This window comes from Herminiimonas sp. Marseille-P9896 (assembly GCF_903993245.1).
GTDB classification, from domain to species: Bacteria; Pseudomonadota; Gammaproteobacteria; order Burkholderiales; family Burkholderiaceae_D; genus Oxalicibacterium; species Oxalicibacterium contaminans.
Map to the genome: position 1 here is coordinate 1,015,748 of NZ_CAJEVT010000001.1, position 22,918 is coordinate 1,038,665.

24 protein-coding genes are annotated in these 22,918 nt (G+C 55.1%); 7 read left to right on the top strand and 17 right to left on the bottom strand.

Annotated elements, in window-relative coordinates; all coding sequences use genetic code 11:
- The first annotated feature begins 37 nt into the window (after positions 1-37).
- The 4 genes from dnaJ (at position 38) to H7U06_RS04950 (ending at position 3,548) form a co-directional block, all read left to right on the top strand.
- Positions 38-1,162 carry a molecular chaperone DnaJ gene (dnaJ, locus tag H7U06_RS04935; RefSeq protein ID WP_175625048.1) on the top strand — a complete coding sequence of 375 codons (1,125 nt, stop codon included), beginning with the start codon at positions 38-40 and terminating at the stop codon, positions 1,160-1,162.
- Positions 1,163-1,272: 110 nt separating this feature from the next.
- A complete protein-coding gene (locus tag H7U06_RS04940) occupies positions 1,273-1,860 on the top strand; it encodes a chalcone isomerase family protein (RefSeq protein WP_254873125.1) in 588 nt (195 codons plus the stop codon).
- A gap of 123 nt (positions 1,861-1,983) precedes the next feature.
- Complete coding sequence (gene can / locus H7U06_RS04945; RefSeq protein ID WP_175625050.1) at positions 1,984-2,658, top strand: carbonate dehydratase; 675 nt, start codon at positions 1,984-1,986, stop codon at positions 2,656-2,658.
- A gap of 35 nt (positions 2,659-2,693) precedes the next feature.
- The gene (locus H7U06_RS04950) at positions 2,694-3,548 is read left to right on the top strand and encodes a neutral zinc metallopeptidase (RefSeq protein WP_175625051.1); all 855 of its coding nucleotides are present in this window, start codon (positions 2,694-2,696) and stop codon (positions 3,546-3,548) included.
- Between the two features lie 54 nt (positions 3,549-3,602).
- Here the strand turns inward: H7U06_RS04950 and panB are convergent, their stop codons facing one another.
- The 7 genes from panB to hda all read right to left on the bottom strand — a co-directional run bounded on the left by panB (position 3,603) and on the right by hda (position 8,749).
- Complete coding sequence (gene panB / locus H7U06_RS04955) at positions 3,603-4,421, bottom strand: 3-methyl-2-oxobutanoate hydroxymethyltransferase (protein WP_175625052.1); 819 nt, start codon at positions 4,419-4,421, stop codon at positions 3,603-3,605.
- 2 nt (positions 4,422-4,423) lie between these two features.
- Positions 4,424-5,065, bottom strand: a complete 642-nt coding sequence (locus tag H7U06_RS04960) for a deoxynucleoside kinase (protein WP_175625053.1) — start codon at positions 5,063-5,065, stop codon at positions 4,424-4,426.
- A gap of 56 nt (positions 5,066-5,121) precedes the next feature.
- Positions 5,122-5,469: a DMT family protein gene (locus tag H7U06_RS04965; protein WP_012080725.1), complete on the bottom strand. Its 348-nt coding sequence runs from the start codon at positions 5,467-5,469 to the stop codon at positions 5,122-5,124.
- Between the two features lie 62 nt (positions 5,470-5,531).
- Positions 5,532-6,026 carry a 2-amino-4-hydroxy-6-hydroxymethyldihydropteridine diphosphokinase gene (folK, locus tag H7U06_RS04970; RefSeq protein WP_175625054.1) on the bottom strand — a complete coding sequence of 165 codons (495 nt, stop codon included), beginning with the start codon at positions 6,024-6,026 and terminating at the stop codon, positions 5,532-5,534.
- Entirely contained in the window at positions 6,023-7,390 is a 1,368-nt protein-coding gene (gene pcnB, locus H7U06_RS04975; protein WP_175625055.1) for a polynucleotide adenylyltransferase PcnB, read from the bottom strand. The genes folK and pcnB overlap by 4 nt, the downstream gene beginning before the upstream one ends.
- On the bottom strand, positions 7,383-8,057 hold the full coding sequence (locus tag H7U06_RS04980) for an HAD family phosphatase (RefSeq protein ID WP_175625056.1): 675 nt from the start codon (positions 8,055-8,057) through the stop codon (positions 7,383-7,385). Before H7U06_RS04980 ends, pcnB begins: the two co-directional genes overlap by 8 nt.
- A gap of 20 nt (positions 8,058-8,077) precedes the next feature.
- Entirely contained in the window at positions 8,078-8,749 is a 672-nt protein-coding gene (gene hda / locus H7U06_RS04985; protein ID WP_175625057.1) for a DnaA regulatory inactivator Hda, read from the bottom strand.
- A gap of 350 nt (positions 8,750-9,099) precedes the next feature.
- Between hda and purM the strand changes: the two genes are divergently transcribed.
- Positions 9,100-10,143: a phosphoribosylformylglycinamidine cyclo-ligase gene (gene purM, locus H7U06_RS04990; protein ID WP_175625058.1), complete on the top strand. Its 1,044-nt coding sequence runs from the start codon at positions 9,100-9,102 to the stop codon at positions 10,141-10,143.
- Positions 10,144-10,230: 87 nt separating this feature from the next.
- Here purM and H7U06_RS04995 read toward each other — a convergent pair whose 3' ends face one another.
- The 9 genes from H7U06_RS04995 to H7U06_RS05035 form a co-directional block, all read right to left on the bottom strand.
- Positions 10,231-11,115, bottom strand: coding sequence for a proteasome-type protease (locus tag H7U06_RS04995; RefSeq protein WP_175625059.1), 885 nt, complete (start codon positions 11,113-11,115; stop codon positions 10,231-10,233).
- A gap of 56 nt (positions 11,116-11,171) precedes the next feature.
- Positions 11,172-11,978 carry a transglutaminase family protein gene (locus H7U06_RS05000; protein WP_175625060.1) on the bottom strand — a complete coding sequence of 269 codons (807 nt, stop codon included), beginning with the start codon at positions 11,976-11,978 and terminating at the stop codon, positions 11,172-11,174.
- Positions 11,979-12,935, bottom strand: coding sequence for an alpha-E domain-containing protein (locus H7U06_RS05005; protein ID WP_175625061.1), 957 nt, complete (start codon positions 12,933-12,935; stop codon positions 11,979-11,981).
- Between the two features lies 1 nt (position 12,936).
- The gene (locus H7U06_RS05010) at positions 12,937-14,355 is read right to left on the bottom strand and encodes a circularly permuted type 2 ATP-grasp protein (protein ID WP_175625062.1); all 1,419 of its coding nucleotides are present in this window, start codon (positions 14,353-14,355) and stop codon (positions 12,937-12,939) included.
- A gap of 77 nt (positions 14,356-14,432) precedes the next feature.
- Positions 14,433-16,469 carry a sodium:solute symporter family protein gene (locus H7U06_RS05015; RefSeq protein ID WP_175625063.1) on the bottom strand — a complete coding sequence of 679 codons (2,037 nt, stop codon included), beginning with the start codon at positions 16,467-16,469 and terminating at the stop codon, positions 14,433-14,435.
- Entirely contained in the window at positions 16,459-16,743 is a 285-nt protein-coding gene (locus H7U06_RS05020) for a DUF4212 domain-containing protein (RefSeq protein ID WP_175625064.1), read from the bottom strand. The genes H7U06_RS05015 and H7U06_RS05020 overlap by 11 nt, the downstream gene beginning before the upstream one ends.
- 1 nt (position 16,744) lies before the next feature.
- Complete coding sequence (locus tag H7U06_RS05025; RefSeq protein ID WP_175625065.1) at positions 16,745-18,295, bottom strand: sensor histidine kinase; 1,551 nt, start codon at positions 18,293-18,295, stop codon at positions 16,745-16,747.
- Between the two features lie 8 nt (positions 18,296-18,303).
- Entirely contained in the window at positions 18,304-19,005 is a 702-nt protein-coding gene (locus H7U06_RS05030; RefSeq protein ID WP_012080712.1) for a response regulator transcription factor, read from the bottom strand.
- A 95-nt stretch (positions 19,006-19,100) separates the two neighbouring features.
- Positions 19,101-19,781, bottom strand: coding sequence for a ribonuclease HI family protein (locus H7U06_RS05035; protein ID WP_175625066.1), 681 nt, complete (start codon positions 19,779-19,781; stop codon positions 19,101-19,103).
- Positions 19,782-20,050: 269 nt separating this feature from the next.
- Between H7U06_RS05035 and recA the strand changes: the two genes are divergently transcribed.
- Together recA and recX are read left to right on the top strand one after the other, a co-directional pair.
- Positions 20,051-21,154: a recombinase RecA gene (gene recA / locus H7U06_RS05040; RefSeq protein ID WP_175625067.1), complete on the top strand. Its 1,104-nt coding sequence runs from the start codon at positions 20,051-20,053 to the stop codon at positions 21,152-21,154.
- Positions 21,155-21,219: 65 nt separating this feature from the next.
- Positions 21,220-21,675, top strand: coding sequence for a recombination regulator RecX (gene recX, locus H7U06_RS05045; protein ID WP_175625068.1), 456 nt, complete (start codon positions 21,220-21,222; stop codon positions 21,673-21,675).
- A 44-nt stretch (positions 21,676-21,719) separates the two neighbouring features.
- On the opposite strand, the gene H7U06_RS05050 is transcribed toward recX, so the two are convergent.
- Entirely contained in the window at positions 21,720-22,652 is a 933-nt protein-coding gene (locus H7U06_RS05050) for a histone deacetylase family protein (RefSeq protein ID WP_175625069.1), read from the bottom strand.
- Between the last annotated feature and the right edge of the window lie 266 nt (positions 22,653-22,918).

Consider the following 22,918-nt stretch of genomic DNA (forward strand, 5'->3'; position numbering starts at 1 on the left):
GGCGTTTTAGTTTAGATAGAACAAGGCGCCTACAAAAATGGCAAAACGTGATTTTTACGAAATTCTTGGCGTAGGGAAGAGCGCTTCCGACGAAGAAATCAAGAAAGCGTATCGCAAGCTTGCAATGAAACACCATCCGGATCGCAATCCGGATAGCAAGAGCGCGGAAGAAAAATTCAAAGAGGCTAAAGAAGCCTACGAGATGCTGTCGGATCCGCAAAAGCGCGATGCCTATGATCGCTATGGTCATGCCGGTGTTGATCCGAATATGGGCGGCGGCGGAGGCGGCGGTGGTTTTGCTGATGCCTTTGGCGATATCTTTGGCGACATCTTTGGCCAGGCTGGCGGCGGTCGCGGTGGACGCGGCGGCCCGCAGGTATATCGCGGCGCAGACTTGCGCTACAACCTCGAAATTACACTGGAACAAGCTGCACACGGTTACGACACGACTATCCGTGTTCCATCGTGGGATAACTGCGAAACCTGTGACGGTAGCGGTGCCAAGCCGGGCACTTCGCCAGTCAGCTGTACGACTTGCGGTGGCCACGGCCAGGTACGCATGCAGCAAGGCTTCTTCAGCGTGCTGCAAACCTGTCCCAAGTGCCACGGTAGCGGCAAGATCAATCCATCGCCTTGCGGTACCTGCAGCGGCGCTGGCAAGATCAAACGCAACAAGACACTGGAAGTCAAAATCCCGGCAGGGATAGATGACGGCATGCGTATCCGTTCGTCCGGTAACGGCGAACCAGGTATGAATGGCGGTCCTCCAGGTGACTTGTATGTGGAAATCCGCATCAAGCAGCATGCGATGTTCCAGCGCGACGGCGATGACTTGCATTGCGAGATTCCTATCTCGTTTGCGAAGGCAGCCCTTGGCGGTGAAATTGAAGTGCCGACGCTGAATGGCAAGGCTTCGTTCACGATTCCTGAAGGTACGCAGTCGGGCAAGACTTTCCGCCTGCGCAGCAAAGGGATCAAGGGCGTACGTTCCGGTTATGCCGGTGACCTGTTCTGCCACGTGATTGTGGAAACACCTGTCACCCTGACCGAGCGCCAGAAGGAATTGATGCGTGAGTTTGAACAATTGACGGTGGAAGGCGGCTCCAAGCACAGCCCGCAAACCAAATCATGGAAAGATAAGGTCAAGGAATTCTTTGAATAAGGTTTCCTGATGCCAGCAAAATGCCGGTCGATATTTCGACCGGCATTTTTTTTGTTGATCGCCGGACGACAAGGTTCTATGCTGGTTCCACATCCATCACAGGAGACACCATGAAACCGTTACAGGCGCTAGGCTGCATCCTGGCCTTATGCAGTGCCGTGTTTTTCTCCGGCAATGCCGCAGCAGTCGAATTGGCCGGGGTCAAGCTGGACGACAGTGTGCGAGTGGCGAATCAGGACTTACGTCTGAATGGTGCGGGCATACGCAGCAAGCTGATTTTCAAAGTGTATGTGGTGGGTTTGTACTTGCCGGAAAAGAAAACCTCGACCGCTGAGGCGCTGGCTACTACCGGAGCGCGACGCGTCAGCATTGTGATGTTGCGCGACGTTGCCAGTGATGAATTCGCCAAGGCATTTAGTACGGGCATAGAGCAGAATACCGACGCGGCAGAACGCGCGACGCTGGCGCCATCAATGGCAAAATTCAACGCCATGTTTGCATCTGTTGCGCAGTTGAAGGAAGGCGATGCCCTGCAGGTGGATTGGGTACCGGCGACCGGCATGACCGTGCAACTGAACGGCAAACGCATACTCGAACCGCTGGCCGATGCTCCTTTCTATAATGCGGTACTGCGCATCTGGCTGGGTAACAAACCTGTAGATGACAAGCTCAAACGACAGCTATTGGCAGAGCAGTAAAGCCAGATATGTATCGTTCCATGCTGTTCTATGCTCTTTATCCGGGATGCCCAATACCGGATAAAATGGCAGCCATTGCAGCCAGGCCGTCGGCCTGGCCAGTCCGCAGCATGATAGAAAAAGATGACTAAAAAAGAACCGCTGGAATTGGAACAACTGTTTCAGAAGAACCGTAATTGGGCAGCAGCGATGGTGGCGCAGGATGCAGATTTCTTCGCCAAACTTGCTGCCCAGCAATCTCCCGAATATTTATGGATAGGTTGCTCCGATAGTCGGGTACCAGCGAATGAGATCGTCGACCTGCAACCGGGTGAATTATTCGTGCATCGCAATGTGGCCAATGTGGTCGCGCATTCGGATTTGAATTGCCTGTCCGTGCTGCAGTTTGCGATAGATGTATTGCGTGTCAAACATGTGATCGTCTGTGGCCATTATGGCTGCTCGGGTGTGCATGCCGCGATGACAGGACGCCGCGTTGGTCTGGCTGATAACTGGTTACGCCACGTGCAGGATGTGCATCAGAAGCATGGTCGTTATCTGGGCGATGCCTTGCCGACCCAGGCCCAGCATGATCGCTTGTGCGAGCTGAACGTGATAGAGCAGGTCGCCAACGTTTGCCGGACCACCATCGTGCAGGATGCCTGGGAAAACGGCCAGGACCTGACGGTACACGGTTGGGTGTATGGCTTGAAAGACGGTTTGCTGCACGATCTGAACGTGACCATCAATAGTCCGGATGCGGCAGACGAAAAACTGAAAAATAGTTTTGCCCGTTACGAGCAACTGGAAAAACGCTAAGCTAGCAAAACAAGCTTTAAGCCGGGGGAGGCAACATGAAATGGGAAGGTAATCGCGAAAGCGATAATGTGGAAGACAGGCGCGGCGGTGGCTTCGGCGGTCGTTCGATAGGCATAGGCACCATCGTGATTGCCTTGCTCGGCTCTTATTTCCTCGGCATTAACCCGGCCACTATCATCAGTTTGCTCAGCGGTGGTCCGGGGCAGCTGCAATCGCAGCAGGCACCGGCGCAACGGCCGCCAGCGGATGACCAGACGGCACGCTTTGTCGGCACTGTGCTGGCAGATACCGAAGATGTCTGGGGTCAGATTTTCCGTGAAAATGGCGGTACTTACGGCCGGCCTAAACTTGTGTTGTTCTCCGGGCAGACGCCGACCGCTTGCGGTACCGGCGATACGGCAGCCGGACCATTCTATTGCCCGGGTGACCAGAAGGTTTATATCGATCTGGAGTTCTTCCAGACCATGCGTGATCGTTTCCGTGTTTCCAGCAACTTTGCGCAAGCCTATGTGATCGCGCATGAAGTCGGTCATCATGTACAGCACATCAGCGGCATCATGGACAAGGTCGATCAGGCACGTCGCGGCGGTACGCAAAAGCAGGCGAATGCCTTGTCGGTGAAGGTTGAGTTGCAGGCGGATTGCTTCGCCGGTGTCTGGGCTTACCACGCGAACCAGGCGCGCAGTATTCTGGAAGACGGCGATGTGGAAAGTGCATTAAAGGCAGCGAGTGCGATAGGTGACGATGCCTTGCAGCGTCAGTCGCAAGGTGTGGTGGTGCCGGATTCATTCACGCATGGCACATCGGCACAGCGGGTGCGCTGGTTCCAGCGTGGCATACAACGTGGTCAGTTAAATGACTGCAATACCTTCGCGGCGCAACAGCTGTAAGTATTCGTAGCCTTATGAAAAAAGCCTGTCCACTACGAACAGGCTTTTTTATTTTTAGAAGCAGTGTTCCGGGGCTGGAAATGATCCGTCCTTGACCGCTGCGACATAAGCGCGGGTCGCGCCTTCTATGCTGGTCTGGCCTTCCATGAAGTTGCGCACGAAACGTGCTTTTTTGCCAGGAAAGACGTTGATGTAGTCGTGCAGTACCAGTACCTGTCCGGAACAGTCAGGGCCTGCACCTATGCCTATGGTCGGCATGTCGACCAGCTCGGTGAGCTCTTTGCCGAGCGAAGCTGGAATAGCTTCCAGCAATAACATCGCAGCACCGGCTGCTTGTAATGCCAGTGCATCGCTTTTCATTTGTTCTGCGCCTTCTGCAGTTTTACCTTGTACTTTGTAGCCACCGAACTGATGTACGAATTGCGGTGTCAGGCCGAGATGCACCATGACCGGGATCGCACGTTCGGTCAAAAAGCGCACGGTGTCAGCCATCCATGCACCGCCTTCTATCTTGACCATTTGCGCACCGGCTTGCACCAGTTTGACGGCGTTTTTGAACGCGTCTTCCTTGGTTGCATACGAGCCGAAAGGCATGTCGGACATCACGAATGCGGTCTTCGAACCACGTGCCACGCAAGCGGTGTGATAAGCGACGTCATCGATGGTGACTGGCAGCGTGGAATTATGTCCCTGGCAAACCATACCCAGCGAATCGCCTATCAAGATCATCTCTACGCCGCAGGTATCCATCATCGATGCAAAGCTGGCATCGTAGGCGGTCAGCATGGTGATTTTCTCACCGCGCTCTTTCATTGCGAGCAGGGATGGAACGGTGACGGCTTTGGTACGTACTTCTTGCAAATAGCTGGACATGCTTATTCTCCACGGCTAAAAAATTCGCGTTTTCCGCGCATGTTGGCGATGCGCGTCAGCAGCAGCGCAAAGTCTTCATTGTTATCAATCGGGTTCAGATGTTCGGTGTTGACGATCAGCAAGGGTGCGGTGTCGTATTCGTAAAAGATACGGCTATAGCTGTCGCACAGGCGATGCATATAATTTTCCGAAATGCCTGCTTCCATCGGGATGCCACGCTTCTTGATGCGATCGATCAGGGTTTGCGGTTCTGCCTGCAGGTAGATCACGAGGTCAGGTAATGGTGCTTGCGGACGCAGGTGATCGTACAGTTGCTGGTACAGCGCGAGTTCGTCATCACTCAGGGTCAGGCGCGCGAAGATAGGGTCTTTGTCCAGCAAGAAATCAGACACGATGCGGGCATCGAATAAATCCGGTTGTGCCAGGTCGCGTAACTGATTCATCCGTTGCAGCAGGAAGAACATTTGCGTCGGCAATGCATAGCGCGCCGCATCGCGATAGAACTTTTCGAGGAACGGATTTTCTTCCGGCAATTCCAGCAAGGTCTGTGCGCCGAGCTGGGTCGCGAGCTTGCGTGCCAGCGTGGTTTTGCCAGCGCCGATAGCACCTTCGACCACGATATATTTGTATTTCTCTAAATCCATAAGATGCTTTCCTGATCTTTTCTATAGGCGATGTTGCGATGGCGTTGCAGCTGCTATCAGGTGCGGAAAATGAAGTACACCGCGCCGACCAGACAGAGTGCAGCCCAGACGTAGTCCAGCTTGAAAGGCTGATCCATAAAGACAATCGCAAACGGCACGAACACCGTGAGTGTAATCGCTTCTTGCATAATTTTCAGTTGGGCCAGACTGAACTGGGTATAGCCGATGCGATTGGCCGGGACTTGCAGCAAATATTCGAAGAGTGCAATGCCCCAACTGATGAGTGCCGCTATCCACCATGGCTTGGATGCCAACCCTTTGAGGTGGCCGTACCAGGCTACTGTCATGAAAATATTCGACAACGTCAGCAAGCCGACGGTTTGGACGATTACAGGTATTTGCATGCTGGCCTCGTGTAGGGAGTAATCAGTATGTGTATGCGGCGCTAGGGATGCGGATAACGATATCAGGCTATCTTGCTGATGGCCTGATCAGCTACTGCCGGAGCAAACTGATGTGCGGCACCCAGTCCCGGGATCTGGATGAAGGGATCGATTTGCAGCAATGGAATGAGTACGAAGGCGCGACTCGTCATGCGGGGATGCGGCACGGTCAGGGTGTCGGTGTTGATGACTGCATCACCGTACAGCAGCAAGTCGAGATCCAGCGTGCGCGGTGCGTTGAAGTAAGGACGTTCACGGCCGCGTGTTTGTTCCAGTGCCAGCAAAGCCTGCAGCAATGCTTCGGCTGACAGGCTGGTGCTGACAGCTGCAACCGCGTTGATGTAATCGTCGCCGCTGGAATCTATCGGTGCGGTGCGAAACAGCGATGACTGCGCCAGCAGGCGAGTGGATGCGAGTTGATCCAGCTCGCGCAAGGCGTACAAAACATGATCCTGCGCATCGCCCAGGTTCGAGCCTATCGCGATGTAGGCAGTAACAGCTGTTGTCACTGGGGTCATTCGGCTTTGGCTGTACCGCTAGCGCCACCACCGCCGGAACGCGAACGACGACGGCGTGGTCGTTTCTTGGCAGGAGCTGCTTCAGCAGTGCTGCTTGGTTTCTTCGCCAGCAAGGCTTCACGACCTGGGCCGTCTGCTTCCATGAAGGCAGTCCACCATTCACCAATCTCGCTATCGATTTCACCTGATGCGCAACGCAGCAACAGGAAGTCGTAACCGGCGCGCATGCGCAGGTGTTCGAGCAATTTGTATGGCGACTTGCCGATGCGGCGTTCGAAGCGTGGCTGCATCGCCCAGATGTCACGCATGTCGGATGCGATCTTGCGTTGCAGTGCGAGCTTGTCGGTTTGCGTATTCAGCACGTCATCGGCAGCCAGGTGCAACGCCGGAATCGGATACTCGCCAGCTGCCTGGTAAGCCTTCCATTTTTCCAGTACCTGATGCCACAGCAATGAGGCGAACAGGAAGCCCGGTGAAACCGGTTTGCCTTGTTTGACGCGTTCATCGGTGCTGGCCAGCGCCAGGCGCACAAACTTCTCACCCAGCGGTTGTTCGAGTACCACGTCCAGCAGAGGCAGCAAGCCGTGGTGCAAACCTTCCTTGCGCAATTGCTGCAGGCAGGCGAGGGCAGAGCCACTCATCAGCAGCTTGAGCATTTCATCGAATACGCGCGCCGCCGGGACATTGTTGATCAGCGGTGCCATCACACGGATAGGTGCGCTGGTGGCCGGATCAATGACGAAGTTCAGTTTGGCGGCAAAGCGTACGACGCGCAGCATGCGCACCGGATCTTCGCGGTAGCGTGCTTCCGGCACGCCTATGATGCGCAGGGTTTTATTGCGGATGTCGGCCATGCCGCCGTGGTAATCCAGCACGGTTTGCGTGGCGGGATCGTAGTACATCGCATTGATGGTGAAGTCGCGGCGCAACGCATCTTCATGTTGTTCGCCGAAAGTGTTGTCGCGCAATACGCGGCCATGTTCATCCTTCGGTGCTGCGTCGGTGGAGGTACCACGGAAGGTGGTGACTTCGAGCAGGTCCTGGCCAAACATGACATGTACGATTTGGAAGCGTTTGCCGATGATGAAGGCGCGGCGGAACAGGCGTTTGACTTGTTCCGGCGTCGCATTGGTTGCGATATCAAAATCCTTGGGCTTCACGCCCAGCAGCAAGTCGCGCACTGCACCGCCGACCAGGAAGGCTTTGAAGCCAGCCTGTTGCAGGGTACTGGTGACGCGCACGGCATTGGCGGATACCAGCTTGGGATCGATGCGATGTTCTTTCGCAGTCAATACGACAGCTTTGCTGGTATCGCCGGTTTTTTGTTTGGTGCCGAGGATGCGACGGATAAGCTTTTTAATCATTGAAGAGATTGATGATCGGCCAGCCCTGCGCTTTAGCGTGCGCAGTCAGCAAGGCATTAGGGTTGGTTGCAATCGGATGAGTGACGACGGACAACAAGGGAATATCGGCTTGCGAGTCGCTATAGAAATAGCTGCGTTCGAAATCCTTTAATGTAAGGCCACGCGCGGCCAGCCACGCATTGGTATGTGCGATTTTACCCGCGCCTGAGGTCGGAACGCCAACTAGTTTTCCGGTCAGGTTGCCGTCTGCCTTGACTTCAGGCTCGGCGGCCAGCAAATGCTCGACATTCAGCGCCTGTGCGATAGGTGCTGTCACGAAGCGGTTGGTGGCGGTGACGATCGCGACCAGGTCGCCAGCATCCTGGTGCTTTTTCAATAAATCACGAGCAGATGGCAGGAGTACCGGGTGGATGACTTCATTCATGAATTCTTGATGCCAGGCGTCGAGCTGGGTGCGTGGGAACTGCGCCAGGGTGCCGAGCGCGAACTCCAGGTATTCATGCGGGTCCAGCGTGCCATTTTGGTATTGCGCGAAGAATTCGGCATTGCGCTTGGCAAAGGCCTCGCGATCAACGGCGCCGGTACGGGCCAGGAACTGTCCCCATTCATAATCGGAATCGAGCGGGATCAGCGTGTGGTCGAGGTCAAATAAAGCCAGGTTTTTCATGTTTCTGCTTAACGGTTTGTTCAGTCTTGCCGTTGCAGCAATTCGCGCAGCAAAGGCAGGGTAATCGGGCGTTTTGTTTCCAGCGAATATTGGTCGAGTGCGTCCAGCATCGCTGATAAAGAGCGCATGTCGCGCGCAAAATGCGTAATGAGATAGGGTAACACGCCGGGCGACAGCGTTAGCCCGCGTGCGTTGGCCGCATGCGTAAGGGCGGCAATTTTCTCTTCATCACTCAAGCCGTGCACCTGATAAATCAGACCCCAGCCGAAACGGGTACGCAAATCTTCCCGCACCTCCAGGCTGGCGGGTGCGGCATTGCCCGCTGCAATCAGGCAGCCACCTTGTTCGCGCACCTGGTTAAACAGGGCAAACGCGGCGATTTGTGCCTCCGGCGATAGTTTGTGGCTGTCATCCAGCAGGTATAGCGTGGTTGCCGGGTCGTACAGGAAGTCGTCAGTACCGGCATCTGCCGCCAAGTAGCGCGCCCGCGGCGTTTCTGCCATCGCACGTAGCAAATGGGTTTTGCCCGCGCCAGCCTCGCCCCACAGGTAGACGAAGCGTTCATCCAGGCCATTTGGCTGGCCTGCGGCCAGGCGGTGCAGTAATTGCGCCAGTTCGGCGTTGGTGCCGACCACGAAGCTGTCCAGCGTCTGTGGCTTTTCGGCGGGTAAATCGAGTAACAACTGCCTCATGCGTGTTTAGTCATATTTATTTGTAAAAAAGGCAATGTTCGCAACCGGTATGAAAAACCGGTAAAACGCCATTCCGTGCAGCATACCCGAGCATATCCGGGTTTATTTTGTTCCCAAGGCAAAGAAAGTGGCATCAAATGACGGAGGAGGGGGATCGATTTGCTAGAATACGGGCTAATCCGAATTATAGAGCCTGAATCGTCCTGTTTTGGAAGCGCGCTTAGTGATTTTGCCCGCGATGACTCCCGCTCATTGTGATCCTGATCCGATCCGTCCTCCAGAACTAATGATCCACAGGCTAGCCATCTGGCCATAACCGTCTATTTTACTGCCTCTGCTGACTATCCATCATGAGTTCCAATTCCAATATTTCCCTTTCCTACCGCGACGCTGGTGTAGACATCGATGCCGGAGATGCTCTGGTCGAAGCGATCAAGCCATTTGCCAAACGCACCATGCGTGAAGGCGTAATGGGTGGCCTGGGCGGTTTCGGCGCGATGTTCGAGATCAGCAAGAAGTACAAGGAGCCGGTACTGGTCTCCGGTACCGACGGTGTCGGCACCAAGCTGAAACTGGCTTTTGAATTGAATCGTCACGACACGGTCGGTATCGATCTGGTCGCGATGAGTGTCAACGACATCCTGGTCCAAGGTGCAGAACCTTTGTTCTTCCTCGACTACTTCGCCTGCGGCAAGCTGGATGTTGCCATTGCAACCGACGTTATCAAGGGTGTGGCCAAGGGTTGCGAACAGGCCGGTTGCGCGCTGATCGGTGGTGAAACCGCTGAAATGCCTAGCATGTACCCAGCAGGTGAATACGATCTGGCCGGTTTCGCGGTCGGCGCAGTAGAGAAATCGAAAATCATCGACGGTACCAAAATTGCCCCGGGCGACGTGGTATTGGGCCTGGCTTCGTCGGGCGCACATTCCAACGGTTACTCGCTGGTCCGTAAAATCATCTCGGTCGCCAATCCTGACCTGAACGCTGATTTCCATGGTCGCAAGCTGGCTGATGTATTGATGGAGCCTACCCGTATTTACGTTAAACCATTGCTGGCTTTGATGGCTGCGATGGAAGTCAAAGGCATGGTGCACATCACCGGTGGTGGCCTGGTCGAAAACATTCCACGCGTGTTGCAGCCGCATCTGACTGCCGTGCTGGACAGCGGTGCATGGGACATGCCGCCATTGTTCAAATGGTTGCAGGAACACGGCGGCGTGGCTGACGCAGAAATGCATCGCGTCTTTAACTGCGGTATCGGCATGACCGTTATCGTGTCCAAAGAAAATGCAGATGCAGCGATGGCACAATTGAAAGCCGCTGGCGAAACCGTAATGCGTATCGGTGAAATTCGTGAGCGCGCAGAAGGCCAGGCACAAACCATCGTGCTGTAAAGATCAGCGCTGACCAGCGCATAGCAAGAAGGCTGCGACACGCAAGTGTGGCAGCCTTTTTTATTTGCCAGACGGCGTTTGTGTGGGCTAGTGCTGTTGGTTATTGCCTTCGTCCTGCGCCAGTGTCTGCAAGGGACCCGGTGCGCTGACGGTTTTATCCATGCCGAACTGGGCCGGCGCCTGTATGCGTAGCGGCTGGTTCTTGTGGCCCTGGCTGGACAGGACATTGCTGGTGGTTTCCGGTGCGGCATTCCATACCGGATCGTTGATGCTTTCAAACACAGTCTTCAATTGCTTGGCCCAAGTGTTACGTATCATCTGGAAGTATTGATTGTGTTCGTCGATGGTGACGAAGCGGGTCACGGCCAGCTTGTCCGTTTCGTAGATCAGCAAGTCCAGCGGCAGGCCAACCGAGATATTCGAGCGCAGGGTAGAGTCCATCGAGATCAGTGCGCACTTGGCTGCTTCATCGAGTGGTGTGTCTGGTGTGACGACGCGATCGATGATGGGTTTGCCGTACTTCGATTCACCGATCTGGAAGTAGGTGTTTTCGTCCTGCGATTCGATGAAGTTGCCTGCCGAGTACATTTGGAACAGGCGGCAACGTTCGCCCTTGATCTGTCCGCCAAACACCATGCTGACATTGAAGTCGATGCCGAATTCTTTCAGCGTACCAGCATCACGGTCATGCACCATGCGGATTGCTTCACCGACAACTTGTGCTGCTTCATACATGGACGAGACATTCCAGATGCTCTTGCCACCAGCTGTTGTGTGTTCTGCAATGATTTGCCGGACCGATTGTGAAATCGACAAGTTCCCAGCTGTCATCAAGACCATCAGGCGCTCGCCCGGGATCTCGAAAACATTCATTTTGCGGAAAGTACCGACGTGATCAACGCCAGCGTTGGTGCGCGAATCTGACAGAAACACGAGCCCGGCGTCCAGCCGCATCGCAACACAATAAGTCATGGTGAGCAGAGAAAAAGCAAAACGCGAATTTTACAGGAAGCCCGGCTTTTGTTCATTTACTGGGCACACAGGGGCACCACTTTGACGCTTACATCCAACGATTCCTCACCGCCGCCGCGCCGCACTCCGCTGACCGGGGCTGCCGAGTCGTAATCGCGCGCCACCGCGAGGCGACAATGCGCATCGCTGGCAAAGCAGGCGTGCGTGACGTCTATGCTGACCCAGCCGGTGAAATCCAGTTCTTCGACCCAGACATCGACCCAGGCATGGCTTTCGGCATGGCCGGTGCTGCCGGAATCGATATAGCCGGAGACATAGCGCACCGGAATATTGCGCGTGTGGCAGCAGGCGATGAAGAGATGTGCATGGTCCTGGCATACGCCCTGACCCAGTTGCAGTGCATCGTTGGCGGTACTGGTAACGGCAGTCGCACCGCTTTGGTACGCGACTGCACCACAAATTGCTTCAGCCAGTTTGAGCAGCTCGCTGCTCCCGGTGCCGTGCAGGTTTTTCTCCGCAAATGCCTGGATGTAATCGGTCGCTTCGGTCAAACGGGTCGGCACAGTGAAGACCAGTGGCGATAAGGTGCCGTTGTCCAGCAAGCGTCCTCTATCCAGAGGCAGCACTTCCACTTCGCCGGTGACAACGATGCGCACCGTATCGTGGCTGTCGGTGATCGTCAGCATGTGGCACAAATTACCGTATGCATCGGTAAAGGCATGACGTTGGCCGGATGTGTCTATGGACCATGTCAGCAAGTGCTGGTGTGTCTCCACGCGCGGCGTCAGGCGCAGTTGCTGGATCGTATACGTCAGTGGCGAGGTATAGCGATATAAGGTTTCGTGACGGATGGCTAGTTTCATTTATGCCGCCAATGGAACGAGAAATTCACGACTGATGCGATTGCCCAGTTCGTAAATATCTTCAAGGAATTCGGTCAGGTAGTCGTGCAAACCTTCGTGCAAGACATCGTTGATGGTAGCGAATTTCAATTCCGCATGCAGCTTGCCAGCGAAGCGCAAGGTGTCGTTATGCGGATCGCCTGTGACCATGCTCAGGTTGTTGACGACTTCGGTGAGCGAGGCCAGCAGTGAGCGCGGCATATCAGCCTTGAGCATGAGCAGATCGGCGACGCGTGCTGGGGTAATCGCATCACGATAAACCTTGCGATAGATTTCAAAGGCCGAGACCGAACGCAGGATAGCGGCCCAGTAGTAAAAGTCGAGCTGGTTTTCGTGGCTCGATTTTTCACCCGCTTGCGCACTGGCGCCGTGGAATTTGACGTCGAGTATGCGTGCGGTGTTATCCGCGCGTTCTAGGAAGGTGCCGAGTCGGATGAAGAACAGTGCTTCGTCCTGCAGCATGGTGCCCAGCGTGACGCCACGTGACAGGTGTGAACGATGCTTGACCCATTCAAAGAATGGACTGGGATCGTTTGCAAAATCGCTTTCATCGATCTGGTTTTGCATTTCGAGCCAGGTTGTGTTGTGCGTTTCCCAGACTTCGGTGGTGAGGGTGCCACGCACTGCACGTGCATTTTCGCGAGCGGAACGCAGGCAGGAGGTAATCGATGACGAGTGTGAAGTGTCGAGTGCCATGAAATGCAGGACATCACGCGGTGTCAGCTTGTCGTATTTCCGGTCGAAGGCTTCCTGCAATTCCGAAATACCTAGCGTGGCGCGCCAGCCTTGTTCGGCGCTGCGGGCGGATTGTGGTAACAGCGCAGTCTGGACATTCACGTCCAGCATGCGTGCAGTGTTCTCGGCACGCTCGGTGTAGCGCGCCATCCAGAACAGGTGATCGGCGGTGCGGCTGAGCATATTAGTTCTCCAGTATCCAGGTGTCTTTGGTACCACCACCTTGTGAAGAGTTGACGACGAGTGAGCCTTCTTTCAGCGCGACGCGTGTGAGGCCACCGGGCACCATAGAGATGGTTTTGCCGGACAGGACGAAAGGGCGTAAATCAATATGGCGTGGTGCCACGCCTGACTCGACAAAGGTCGGGCAGGCCGACAATGCCAGCGTAGGCTGTGCGATATAGCCGTCGGGGCGCGCGATGATGCGCTGGCGGAAACTCTCGATTTCAGCCTTGGTCGACGCCGGGCCGACCAGCATGCCGTAACCACCGGCACCATGCACTTCCTTGACTACCAGCTCTGGCAGATTCGCCAACACATAAGACAGTTCATCCTTTTTGCGGCATTGGTAAGTCGGGACATTATTGAGTATCGGTTCTTCCGACAGGTAGAAGCGCACCATGTCCGGCACATATGGATAAATCGATTTGTCGTCGGCGACGCCAGTGCCGATTGCATTCGCCAATGTGACACGGCCGGAGCGATACACCGACAGCAAGCCCGGCACACCGAGAGTGGAATCAGCGCGGAAGGCGAGCGGGTCCATGTAGTCATCATCGATGCGGCGATAGATCACGTCGACGCGTTTTGGGCCGCGTGTAGTGCGCATATACACCGCATTGTCGTTGACGAAGAGATCCTGTCCTTCGACCAGCTCGACGCCCATTTGCTGCGCGAGGAAGGCGTGTTCGAAGTAAGCAGAGTTATACATGCCCGGTGTCATCACGACGACGGTCGGATCAGTGACGCCTATCGGTGCCACCGAGCGCAGATTGTCCAGCAACATGTCGGGATAATGTGCGACTGGCGCGACCTGATGCTTGGCGAATAATTCGGGGAAGAGACGCATCATCATCTTGCGGTCTTCCAGCATGTAGGAGACGCCAGATGGCACGCGCAGGTTGTCTTCCAGCACGTAGAACTCGCCTTGCCCGGCACGCACGATATCAACGCCGGCGATGTGTGCGTAGATGTCAGATGCGACCGAGATGCCTTGCATTTCAGGGCGGTACTGTGCGTTGCGGAAAATTTGCTCGGGCGGAATGATGCCGGCCTTGACGATGTTCTGGTCGTGGTAGATGTCGTGGATGAACATATTCAGCGTGCGTACACGCTGCTCGAGCCCAGCTTCCATATGTGCCCATTCGCGCGCGGTGATCATGCGCGGAATGATGTCGAAGGGGATCACACGTTCGGTACCGGCTTCATTGCCGTAGACGGCGAAGGTAATGCCGACCCGGCGGAAAATCAGGTCGGCTTCCGCTCGCTTGCGCGCTACGGTCTTGGGCGACTGGGTCGCCAGCCAGGCTTCGAATTCACGGTAATGGTCGCGTACGTTGTTGCTTGCGCCATCTATATACATCTCGTCGAAAAATTTTCGCATGGCGTCGCTCACTCTTAGTTTTCATGGAGATGAAATCTAGCTATATCAAGAAGCATGCCAGATCGAGCGAGTGCTGCTTACGGTGAGCGCAGATGTTTCAGTAAGTCTTCTGTACGTTGATCGGGGGCGCGCGTCAGCAGACTCACGACAATAATGGCACAAAATCCGGCAGGAACACCAAAAACTCCTGCGGAAATTGGCGCAATGTTGAACCATTGTCCAGTTGCAGAGCCACCGAAAGCGGGCAGGGTGTGAATCATGTAGTACGCGCATACCGAGAAGCCGACCAGCATACCGGCGATGGCGCCCGGCTGATTGGCGCGCTTCCAGAACACGCCCAGTACCAGTGCCGGGAACAAGGCCGACCCCGCCAGTGAAAACGCGGCACCGACCAGCGACAGGATATCGCCGGGTTTCATGGAGGCAATATATGCGGCCACCAATGCGACCATGAGTAAGAGCAGTTTGGACACTGTCACGCGCTTTTGCGTCGATGCTTGCGGATCTACGGTTTTGTAATAGATGTCGTGCGACAGCGCATTCGAAATGGTGAGCAGCAAGCCGTCGGCGGTGGACAGCGCGGCAGCCAGGCCACCGGCAGCAATCAGGCCGGAGATGACATAGGGCAGGCCAGCAATTTCCGGTGTTGCCAGCACCACGATGTCGACGTCCATCACGATCTCTGCCAGCTGTACGATGCCGTCCCGATTGACGTCATTGATGCTGACCAGCGGATGCAGTTTATCTATGCTGGCCCAGTAGGAAACCCATTCCGGTAATTGCGAGAAGCTGGTGCCGACCAGCGAACTGTAGATGTCGTACTTGACCAGTACCGCCAGCGCCGGGATGGTGATGTACAGCGCCATGATGAGGAATAAGGTCCAGAACACCGAATGCCGCGCTTCCTTGACGCTGGGTGTGGTGTAGTAGCGCACCAGTACATGCGGCATTGCGGCCGTGCCCAGCATCAGGCAAAAGACTAGTGCGAGGAAATTATTGCGCTTGATATCTGACGCTTCCTTGCTGTCACCGGGAAAGGGTTCGGTGTGTCTGGTCGGAGGTTTGGCCAGTTCGAGATTGAGTGCCCGCTCTTCTTTCCATAATCGTTCTGCTTCGTCGGCATCACGCGGGTAGGCTGCCAGTTCGCGTGCGGTTTGCTTGATGTCCTGTAGCGCGGCATTGCCGAGTTTGAGTGCTTCCAGATTGTGCTGGATTTCGGCGCGACCGTTTTCCCATGACTCTGGCAGGGTCGCCAGGCGGTCGTCGAGGTCATAGGCACGCTGGCGGAAAATCGCGCGTACTTCTTTTTCCTTGGGATCGTCGATCAGGACTTTTTCACGCTCGGTCAGTTGCGCAATCGCGGAGCCGTAGGCGATAGGTGGGACCGGCATATTCGTATGCTTCATCGACAGCCAGACCACCGGGATCATGTAGGCGATGATGAGGATGATGTATTGCGCTACCTGGGTCCAGGTAACGGCGCGCATGCCGCCGAGGAAGGAGCACACCAGGATGCTGGCGAGGCCCAGGAAGATGCCGACCGAAAAGTCGACGCCTGTAAAGCGTGAGGTAATCAGGCCGACGCCGTATATCTGTGCGACGACATAAGTAAACGAAACGATGATGGTGGCGATCACGGCGATGACGCGCACCACATTGTTGCTAAACTGCCCGGTGTAGCGCGCTGCCAGGTAATCGGGAATGGTGTACTGACCAAACTTGCGCAGATAAGGCGCGATCAATAAGGCAACCAGCACGAAGCCGCCAGTCCAGCCCATGATGTAGGCCAGTCCGTCAAAGCCCCATAAGTACAGGCCTCCGGCCAGGCTGATAAAGCTGGCGGCGGAAATCCAATCCGCTGCCGTCGCCATACCATTGAAAAATGCCGGCACGCGGCGTCCTGCGACGTAGTACTCCTGCACGTCGGAGGTGCGACTGATGACACCGATGGTGGCGTACACCACGATGGTGGAAAACATAAAGACGTAGCCTATCCAGACGCGCGGGAAACCCTCGTGTTCAAGGATGGCGACACCAAACAGGAAAAGCACAAAACCCACCGTGTATAGCAGGTAGTAGCGAACTAGGCGCTGGAAGAAGGACTTATCTTTCATGTTCGCTATCGTGGTTATAGGCGTCGTCGAGTCTGTGCATGCGCCAGCCGTAGAAGGCGATGATGGCGACAAAAATCAGGATGCTGCCCTGTGCTGCCATGAAGAAGGAGATGGGCCAGCCGAGGAAGGTATAAACCGACAATTGACGGGCGAAGAAGATCGCAGAAAATGTCACGATGAACCACAACAGCATCAGCCAGAAGGTCATGACTTTCGTGCGCCGCCAATAGAGTCGTGCGCGTTCGGAAGTCTGTTCTCGCTGGCTTGCGGTCATATCAGATACTGCCATCAAAGAATGGTGCGGGTTGTTCCAGTGGCAGCGTGATACGCATCAGGCAGCCCGGCGCTTTCGGATTGGTGCAGTTCGGATTAGTAAGGATATCGATTTCTGCGCCATGTTGCTGTGCAATTTCACGCACGATGGCGAGTCCCAGTCCGCTGCCTTCGACGTTGCTGCCGAGGATGCGGTAGAAGCGTTCAAAGATGCGTTTATGTTCGTGCGGTGCGATGCCGGGGCCGGTATCCTCGACTTCGAGGAAGGCCAGTCGTGCTTCATCGTCAGCGCGTACACGTACGGTGGCATGGCCACCGGCAGGCGTGTAGTTAAGCGCATTGTCGATCAGGTTGTTCAGCAATTCGCGCAACATGATGGCATCGCCATTGACCATGATGTGGTAGTCCGGTTGCTCGAAGCCGAGATCGATTTTCTTGTTGAATGAAGTCTGTACCCATTCCTGTACGGTGTCGCGCGCCAGTTCGGATAATTCCAGCGGTAGCAGCGGGCGCGTGGTGGGCGTCTGGTTCTCGGCGCGAGCCAGTGCCAGCAACTGGTTGATCATGCGGGTCGCCGATTTGGAACTCTTGGCCAGTTGTTCCAGTGATTTATGGATTTCAACCTGATCGGTCTGGCGCAGCGCCAGTTCGGATTGCATGCGCATACCGGCCAGCGGTGTTTTCATCTGATGCGCAGCGTCTGCGATAAAGCGTTTTTGTATCTTGATACTTTGCGACAGACGCTCCAGCATTTCATTCAGCGAGCCTACCAGTGGCAGGATTTCTTCCGGCACGTAACCGGAATCGATAGGGCTTAAATCATCGGGACGGCGTTCGCGTATGCGTTGCTGCAATTCAGCCAGCGGGCGCAAACCACGGGTCAGCGCAAACCACACCAGTACCAGCGCGATCGGCAGGATGATGAATTCGGGCACGATGACGCCCTTGATGATTTGATTGACGAGTTGCGAGCGTTTATCCAGCGTCTCCGCTACCTGTACCAGGGCCATTCTTGGCTCTACGCTGAGTTGTGGTGCGGTCTGGGTCTTATGCAAATCGACATAAATGTAGGCGATACGTACTTCAGTATTGCGTATAAAGTCGTAGCGGAATTGGGTCGACCACGGTGGTGGTGGCTCCAGATCTTTCGGCAATGGTATTTCTCCGTCACCTTCGACTATGTCACCGACCGCATTGCGTACTTGGTAATACACATTGTCGACATCGTCGGCATGCAGAATGTCGGTGGCGGCGCCGGTCAGGCGCGTGACGACCTTGCCGTTGACTTCCTTGACCTGTTGCGCGACGACCGTAACTTTGTCTTCGAGTGCGCGATCAAAAGGTTCATTCGCAATGGACTTTGCGACCAGGTAGGTGATGGCGATGCTGAGTGGCCACAACAAGAGTAGTGGTACCAGCATCCAGTCGAGGATTTCACCGAACAGCGAACGCTGCGTGCGTTCTTCCGGCTGGGTCGCATTGGTGCGCGTCGCCATAGGCTTGTGCGGCGTACCGGCATCGGCTGGCGCATCGAGTCGTTGGGCGTCAGGCATGGGCTGGATTAGCCGGGTGGCGCGATGGTGTTAGGAGCTGTCTCGGTAAATTTTTCGAGGCAATAACCGAGGCCGCGCACGGTGGCGATGCGCAAACCGCCAATTTCTATCTTCTTGCGCAAGCGATGGACATAGACTTCGATCGCATTGTTGCTGACTTCCTCGCTCCATTCGCACAGATGATCGACCAGCTGTTCCTTGGAAACCAGGCGACCACTGCGTTGTAGCAAAACTTCGAGCAAGCCGAGTTCGCGCGCGGACAGATCCAGCATCTGATCGTTGATGTAAGCGATACGACCGACCTGGTCATACGAGAGCGGACCGTGCTTGATAACGGTTGGGCCGCCACCAGCACCACGTCGCGTCAATGCGCGCACGCGTGCTTCCAGCTCCGACAAGGCAAAGGGTTTGGCCATGAAATCATCGGCGCCCAGGTCGAGGCCCTTGACGCGCTGTTCGATCGAATCACCAGCGGTCAGGATGAGCACCGGCAAGCGCGAATTGCGTGCGCGCAGGCGTTGCAAGACCTCGAGGCCGGACATCTTGGGCAAGCCCAGGTCGAGTATGAGTAAATCGAAATCTTGGGTGGACAGGACGGAGTCCGCCTCTGCTCCATTTTTTACGCAATCGGTGGCATAACCGGACTGACGCAGGGAACGCGTTAAACCGTCGGCAAGCACACTATCGTCTTCGGCAAGCAGGATTCGCATGGGAATGGCAGGAGGGGGAAGTTGGCTCGTAGTCTATTGGGTTTCGCTCGCAGCAGCAAGACAAGTGTCATGCTGCGCGACTTGTTATTTACATATTAGGCCTGTTGCGGGTTTGCCGCTGCCGCACTGTTACGGATGGCCTGTTGTGACAGGGCGTCGGCCTGGGCATTCCGGTGACGTGGTATCCAGTTCAGGCTCACTTGCGGCAGGCGGGCGATCAGGCATTGCGCCTTTAAACGCTGTGCGCTGAGGATGGTCGCACCGCCGCTCTGGCTTGGTACATCGTTGATGACAACCTGGCTGTCGCCGTAAATCATGAGTTTATCGGCACCGGCCTGGATGGCTGTTTCCAGTACGCTGATGAGGGCGATGTATTCCGCCTCGCTGCTATCACCGATGCCGGCATGGAAACTGATCTCGGTCTCCGTGCCTTGCGGGCTTTTGAGCAGGCCGCCTATGCCCATCTTGCCCGGATTCGGATGGCAGGAGCCGTCGAACCAGGCCAGCCATGCGCTGGCATCGGGTTGCCGGGACGCCTGTTTCTGTGCGTGTGCCGTGAGTTTGGCCTGTTTATGCGCGGCGAGCTTGGTGGCGATATGTGCTTTTTCCTGCAGTCGTCGGGTCAACAGTTCGTTTAAAGGGCTGCTTCCTGCTACTTTGCTCAAGATTTCGCTCAGTGCTGCTTCTTCGCTGATGCCGAGGCGTTTCGCCAGGCGCAGGCTGGCGGACTTCTCTTTTTTATAAGCGATTTCGGATAATTCAGCGGCGGTGCACATATAGATAGGGTGTAAGCAGGTAGGCAGATATTACGTGGAAATCAGCTTGCCGCTGGAAGGAAATAGTCGCTCTTGCTAGTATGTGGGTTACTTTTCAGGCGCCGTGCTTGCAGATATGAATACATGTCAAAAAGCAATTTTTTTGACTGTTTTCAAAAATATCGCAAGAGCAGCTTGCATAAAGCACTGTTTTTTTATACAGTACGGTTTCTGGCTCCAAACACTGTATAAACCCTGTTTCGTTACAACCAACCGCCGAAAGAATCTTTATGGACGACAAAAAAATCGCTGCCAGCTCGGACAAGAGTAAAGCACTCGCCGCTGCACTAGCGCAAATTGAAAAGCAGTTCGGTAAAGGTTCGGTGATGCGCATGGAAGATGGCGCGGTCGTCGAAGAAGTACAGGTTGTATCTACCGGCTCCCTCGGACTGGATATCGCACTCGGCGTCGGTGGCTTGCCACGTGGCCGTGTGGTTGAAATCTACGGTCCTGAATCGTCGGGTAAAACCACGCTGACCCTGCAAACCATCGCAGAAATGCAAAAGCTGGGTGGCACTTGCGCGTTTATCGATGCAGAACATGCACTGGACGTGACTTACGCGCAGAAGCTGGGCATCAATTTGTCCGAGCTGCTGATTTCGCAACCAGATACCGGCGAACAGGCACTGGAAATCTGCGACGCGCTGGTACGCTCGGGCGGCGTCGACCTGATCGTTATTGACTCGGTCGCGGCACTGACACCACGCGCTGAAATTGAAGGCGATATGGGTGATTCCCTACCAGGTTTGCAAGCACGTCTGATGTCGCAGGCATTGCGTAAATTGACCGGTAGTATCAATCGCACCAACACGCTGGTGATCTTCATTAACCAGATTCGTATGAAAATCGGTGTGATGTTCGGTAATCCTGAAACCACCACCGGCGGTAATGCATTGAAGTTTTACGCATCGGTTCGTCTGGACATCCGTCGTACCGGTTCGATCAAATCTGGCGATGAAGTGATAGGTAACGAAACCAAGATCAAAGTCGTTAAAAATAAAATCGCTCCACCATTCAAGGAAGCGCACTTCGACATTCTGTATGGCGAAGGCACATCGCGTGAAGGTGAAATCCTCGATTTGGGCGCCGATGCCAAAATCGTTGAAAAGTCGGGCGCCTGGTATAGCTATAACGGCGAACGCATCGGCCAGGGTAAGGACAATGCACGTAATTACCTGAAAGAGCGTCCGGAACTGGCACGCGAAATCGAAAACAAGGTACGTGCTTCGCTGGGCGTGCCTGAATTGAGCCCGATCAAGGCGGATGAACCAGCTGCAAAGAAATCTTCGGCCAAGGAAAGCAAAGAAGCCAAAGAACTGAAAGAAGTTGAATAAGGTACAGCGTCGCTGCACTTGATTCAAAGTTTGATATTAACGAGCGCCCGCGCTGAAGGACTCATATGGCAAAACTGCAAGTGAGTCTGAAAGCGCGGGCGCTTCGCTATTTATCGGCACGCGAACACAGTCGGCAAGAGTTGGGACGCAAGCTGGCGCGCTATGCGCAAGAGGGCGACGACGTCGAAGCCTTGCTCGATACGCTGGAAGCAGCGAAGTTTCTTTCACAAAGTCGCTTTTCCGAATCGCTGGTACACAGACGTGCGGCTCGCTTCGGCAATAGCCGCATCATGTCTGAATTAAAAAGTCATGGCATAGATCCAGAGTCGCTGACTGACATCAAGGCGAATCTGGAAACAGATGAGTTTGCGCGCGCACGCGGAGTGTGGGAGCGCAAGTTTGGTACGGTGGCAACGAGTCAGGAAGAGCGGGCCAAGCAGATGCGTTTTTTGATGCAGCGCGGATTTTCGCATCGGGCGATACAGGCTGCGATGCGTGCAACAAATACAGACGAAGATTGAAATGCCAGTCTGTGTTTATAAGAACCACAGACTGGCAGACATGATTAGTGATCCATCAGGGCTTTGACATGCACTGCCGTGCTTGAAGCCAAACCTTCCAGGCTGTAACCACCTTCCAGTATAGAAACGATGCGTCCTGCGCAGGTTTCGTCAGCGATTTTCATCAATTCACGTGTAACCCAGTCAAAGTCATCATCCTGCAACTTTAGACCTGCCAGCGGATCCAGGTGATGCGCATCGAAGCCGGCTGAAATAATGATCAGTTCGGGATTGAAGGCACGGATAGCGGGCAGCATTTTTGCTGCAGTCTGTTCGCGGAACAAGGCCGAATCACAACCGCGTGGCAGCGGCACGTTGACGATATTGTGCGACACGCCGGTTTCCTTTTCGAGGCCGGTACCCGGATAGAAATGTGACTGATGGCTGGATGCATAGAACAATTCCGGCCGGTCATAAAACGCTGCTTGCGTACCGTTACCGTGATGGACGTCGAAATCGATGACGGCTACGCGTTCCAGCTTGTGTACTTCGTAGGCATAGGCCGCAGCAATCGCCGCCTGATTGAAAATGCAAAAACCCATCGCACGGCTGGGTTCGGCGTGGTGACCACATGGGCGGGTTGCGCAGAATACGTTATGCGCTTCGTTGTCCAGCACCAGGTCTACACCCGCGCAGGCTGCGCCTACACAGCGCATGACGGCTTCCAGCGAACCTGGCGACATGACGGTATCGCCGCCATCCAGCGGCATGGTGCCACGGTAGGGTGATGCGTCTTCAACGTCGAGTACAAAGTCTTCGGTATGGATGAGTAACACCTGTTCACGTGTGCCCATAGGCGCTTCGCGCCACTCTGCCGCGGCAAATTCCGGTACGCGCAAGGCGCGCAGGACGGCCTTCAAACGCTCCGGAGATTCAGGATGTCCGGAGCCAGGTTTGTGTTCCAGGCAGGCGTCGTGCGTATAGATAACTGTGGTCATATTTAATTATTGATGCCAGCTGTGGCGGCATCTTCTCCTTGATAAAAACCTGAATAGCGGATGCGTCGTTGCGCCCCGATCTGTGCATGCCTGCCATTATAGAGGCGCATTCCCGGGCAGGCGACTATAGCCGGCCGATTTAAACGACGGCTTCCTGGTATGCGGTAAGCAAGACAGTTTTATTGCGTTGACTGTGGCCGGATAGCGGTAAACGTCCATTTTTGGCCTGAAAGCAGGATATGATCTGTTCCTGTCAGGAATGTAAG

What these genes read in the sequence shown, in the direction of transcription:
- H7U06_RS05015 (WP_175625063.1), bottom strand. Translation starts at nt 16,469, where the DNA reads ATGAAAGATAAGTCCTTCTTCCAGCGCCTAGTTCGCTACTACCTGCTA.
- panB (WP_175625052.1), bottom strand. Translation starts at nt 4,421, where the DNA reads ATGTCCAGCTATTTGCAAGAAGTACGTACCAAAGCCGTCACCGTTCCA.
- H7U06_RS04960 (WP_175625053.1), bottom strand. Translation starts at nt 5,065, where the DNA reads ATGGATTTAGAGAAATACAAATATATCGTGGTCGAAGGTGCTATCGGC.
- folK (WP_175625054.1), bottom strand. Translation starts at nt 6,026, where the DNA reads ATGACCCCAGTGACAACAGCTGTTACTGCCTACATCGCGATAGGCTCG.
- H7U06_RS04940 (WP_254873125.1), top strand. Translation starts at nt 1,273, where the DNA reads ATGAAACCGTTACAGGCGCTAGGCTGCATCCTGGCCTTATGCAGTGCC.
- H7U06_RS04950 (WP_175625051.1), top strand. Translation starts at nt 2,694, where the DNA reads ATGAAATGGGAAGGTAATCGCGAAAGCGATAATGTGGAAGACAGGCGC.
- H7U06_RS05005 (WP_175625061.1), bottom strand. Translation starts at nt 12,935, where the DNA reads ATGCTCAGCCGCACCGCCGATCACCTGTTCTGGATGGCGCGCTACACC.
- pcnB (WP_175625055.1), bottom strand. Translation starts at nt 7,390, where the DNA reads ATGATTAAAAAGCTTATCCGTCGCATCCTCGGCACCAAACAAAAAACC.
- dnaJ (WP_175625048.1), top strand. Translation starts at nt 38, where the DNA reads ATGGCAAAACGTGATTTTTACGAAATTCTTGGCGTAGGGAAGAGCGCT.
- H7U06_RS04965 (WP_012080725.1), bottom strand. Translation starts at nt 5,469, where the DNA reads ATGCAAATACCTGTAATCGTCCAAACCGTCGGCTTGCTGACGTTGTCG.
- recX (WP_175625068.1), top strand. Translation starts at nt 21,220, where the DNA reads ATGGCAAAACTGCAAGTGAGTCTGAAAGCGCGGGCGCTTCGCTATTTA.
- hda (WP_175625057.1), bottom strand. Translation starts at nt 8,749, where the DNA reads ATGAGGCAGTTGTTACTCGATTTACCCGCCGAAAAGCCACAGACGCTG.
- H7U06_RS05035 (WP_175625066.1), bottom strand. Translation starts at nt 19,781, where the DNA reads ATGTGCACCGCCGCTGAATTATCCGAAATCGCTTATAAAAAAGAGAAG.
- H7U06_RS05025 (WP_175625065.1), bottom strand. Translation starts at nt 18,295, where the DNA reads ATGCCTGACGCCCAACGACTCGATGCGCCAGCCGATGCCGGTACGCCG.
- H7U06_RS05030 (WP_012080712.1), bottom strand. Translation starts at nt 19,005, where the DNA reads ATGCGAATCCTGCTTGCCGAAGACGATAGTGTGCTTGCCGACGGTTTA.
- recA (WP_175625067.1), top strand. Translation starts at nt 20,051, where the DNA reads ATGGACGACAAAAAAATCGCTGCCAGCTCGGACAAGAGTAAAGCACTC.
- H7U06_RS04995 (WP_175625059.1), bottom strand. Translation starts at nt 11,115, where the DNA reads ATGACTTATTGTGTTGCGATGCGGCTGGACGCCGGGCTCGTGTTTCTG.
- H7U06_RS05000 (WP_175625060.1), bottom strand. Translation starts at nt 11,978, where the DNA reads ATGAAACTAGCCATCCGTCACGAAACCTTATATCGCTATACCTCGCCA.
- can (WP_175625050.1), top strand. Translation starts at nt 1,984, where the DNA reads ATGACTAAAAAAGAACCGCTGGAATTGGAACAACTGTTTCAGAAGAAC.
- purM (WP_175625058.1), top strand. Translation starts at nt 9,100, where the DNA reads ATGAGTTCCAATTCCAATATTTCCCTTTCCTACCGCGACGCTGGTGTA.
- H7U06_RS05050 (WP_175625069.1), bottom strand. Translation starts at nt 22,652, where the DNA reads ATGACCACAGTTATCTATACGCACGACGCCTGCCTGGAACACAAACCT.
- H7U06_RS05020 (WP_175625064.1), bottom strand. Translation starts at nt 16,743, where the DNA reads ATGACCGCAAGCCAGCGAGAACAGACTTCCGAACGCGCACGACTCTAT.
- H7U06_RS04980 (WP_175625056.1), bottom strand. Translation starts at nt 8,057, where the DNA reads ATGAAAAACCTGGCTTTATTTGACCTCGACCACACGCTGATCCCGCTC.
- H7U06_RS05010 (WP_175625062.1), bottom strand. Translation starts at nt 14,355, where the DNA reads ATGCGAAAATTTTTCGACGAGATGTATATAGATGGCGCAAGCAACAAC.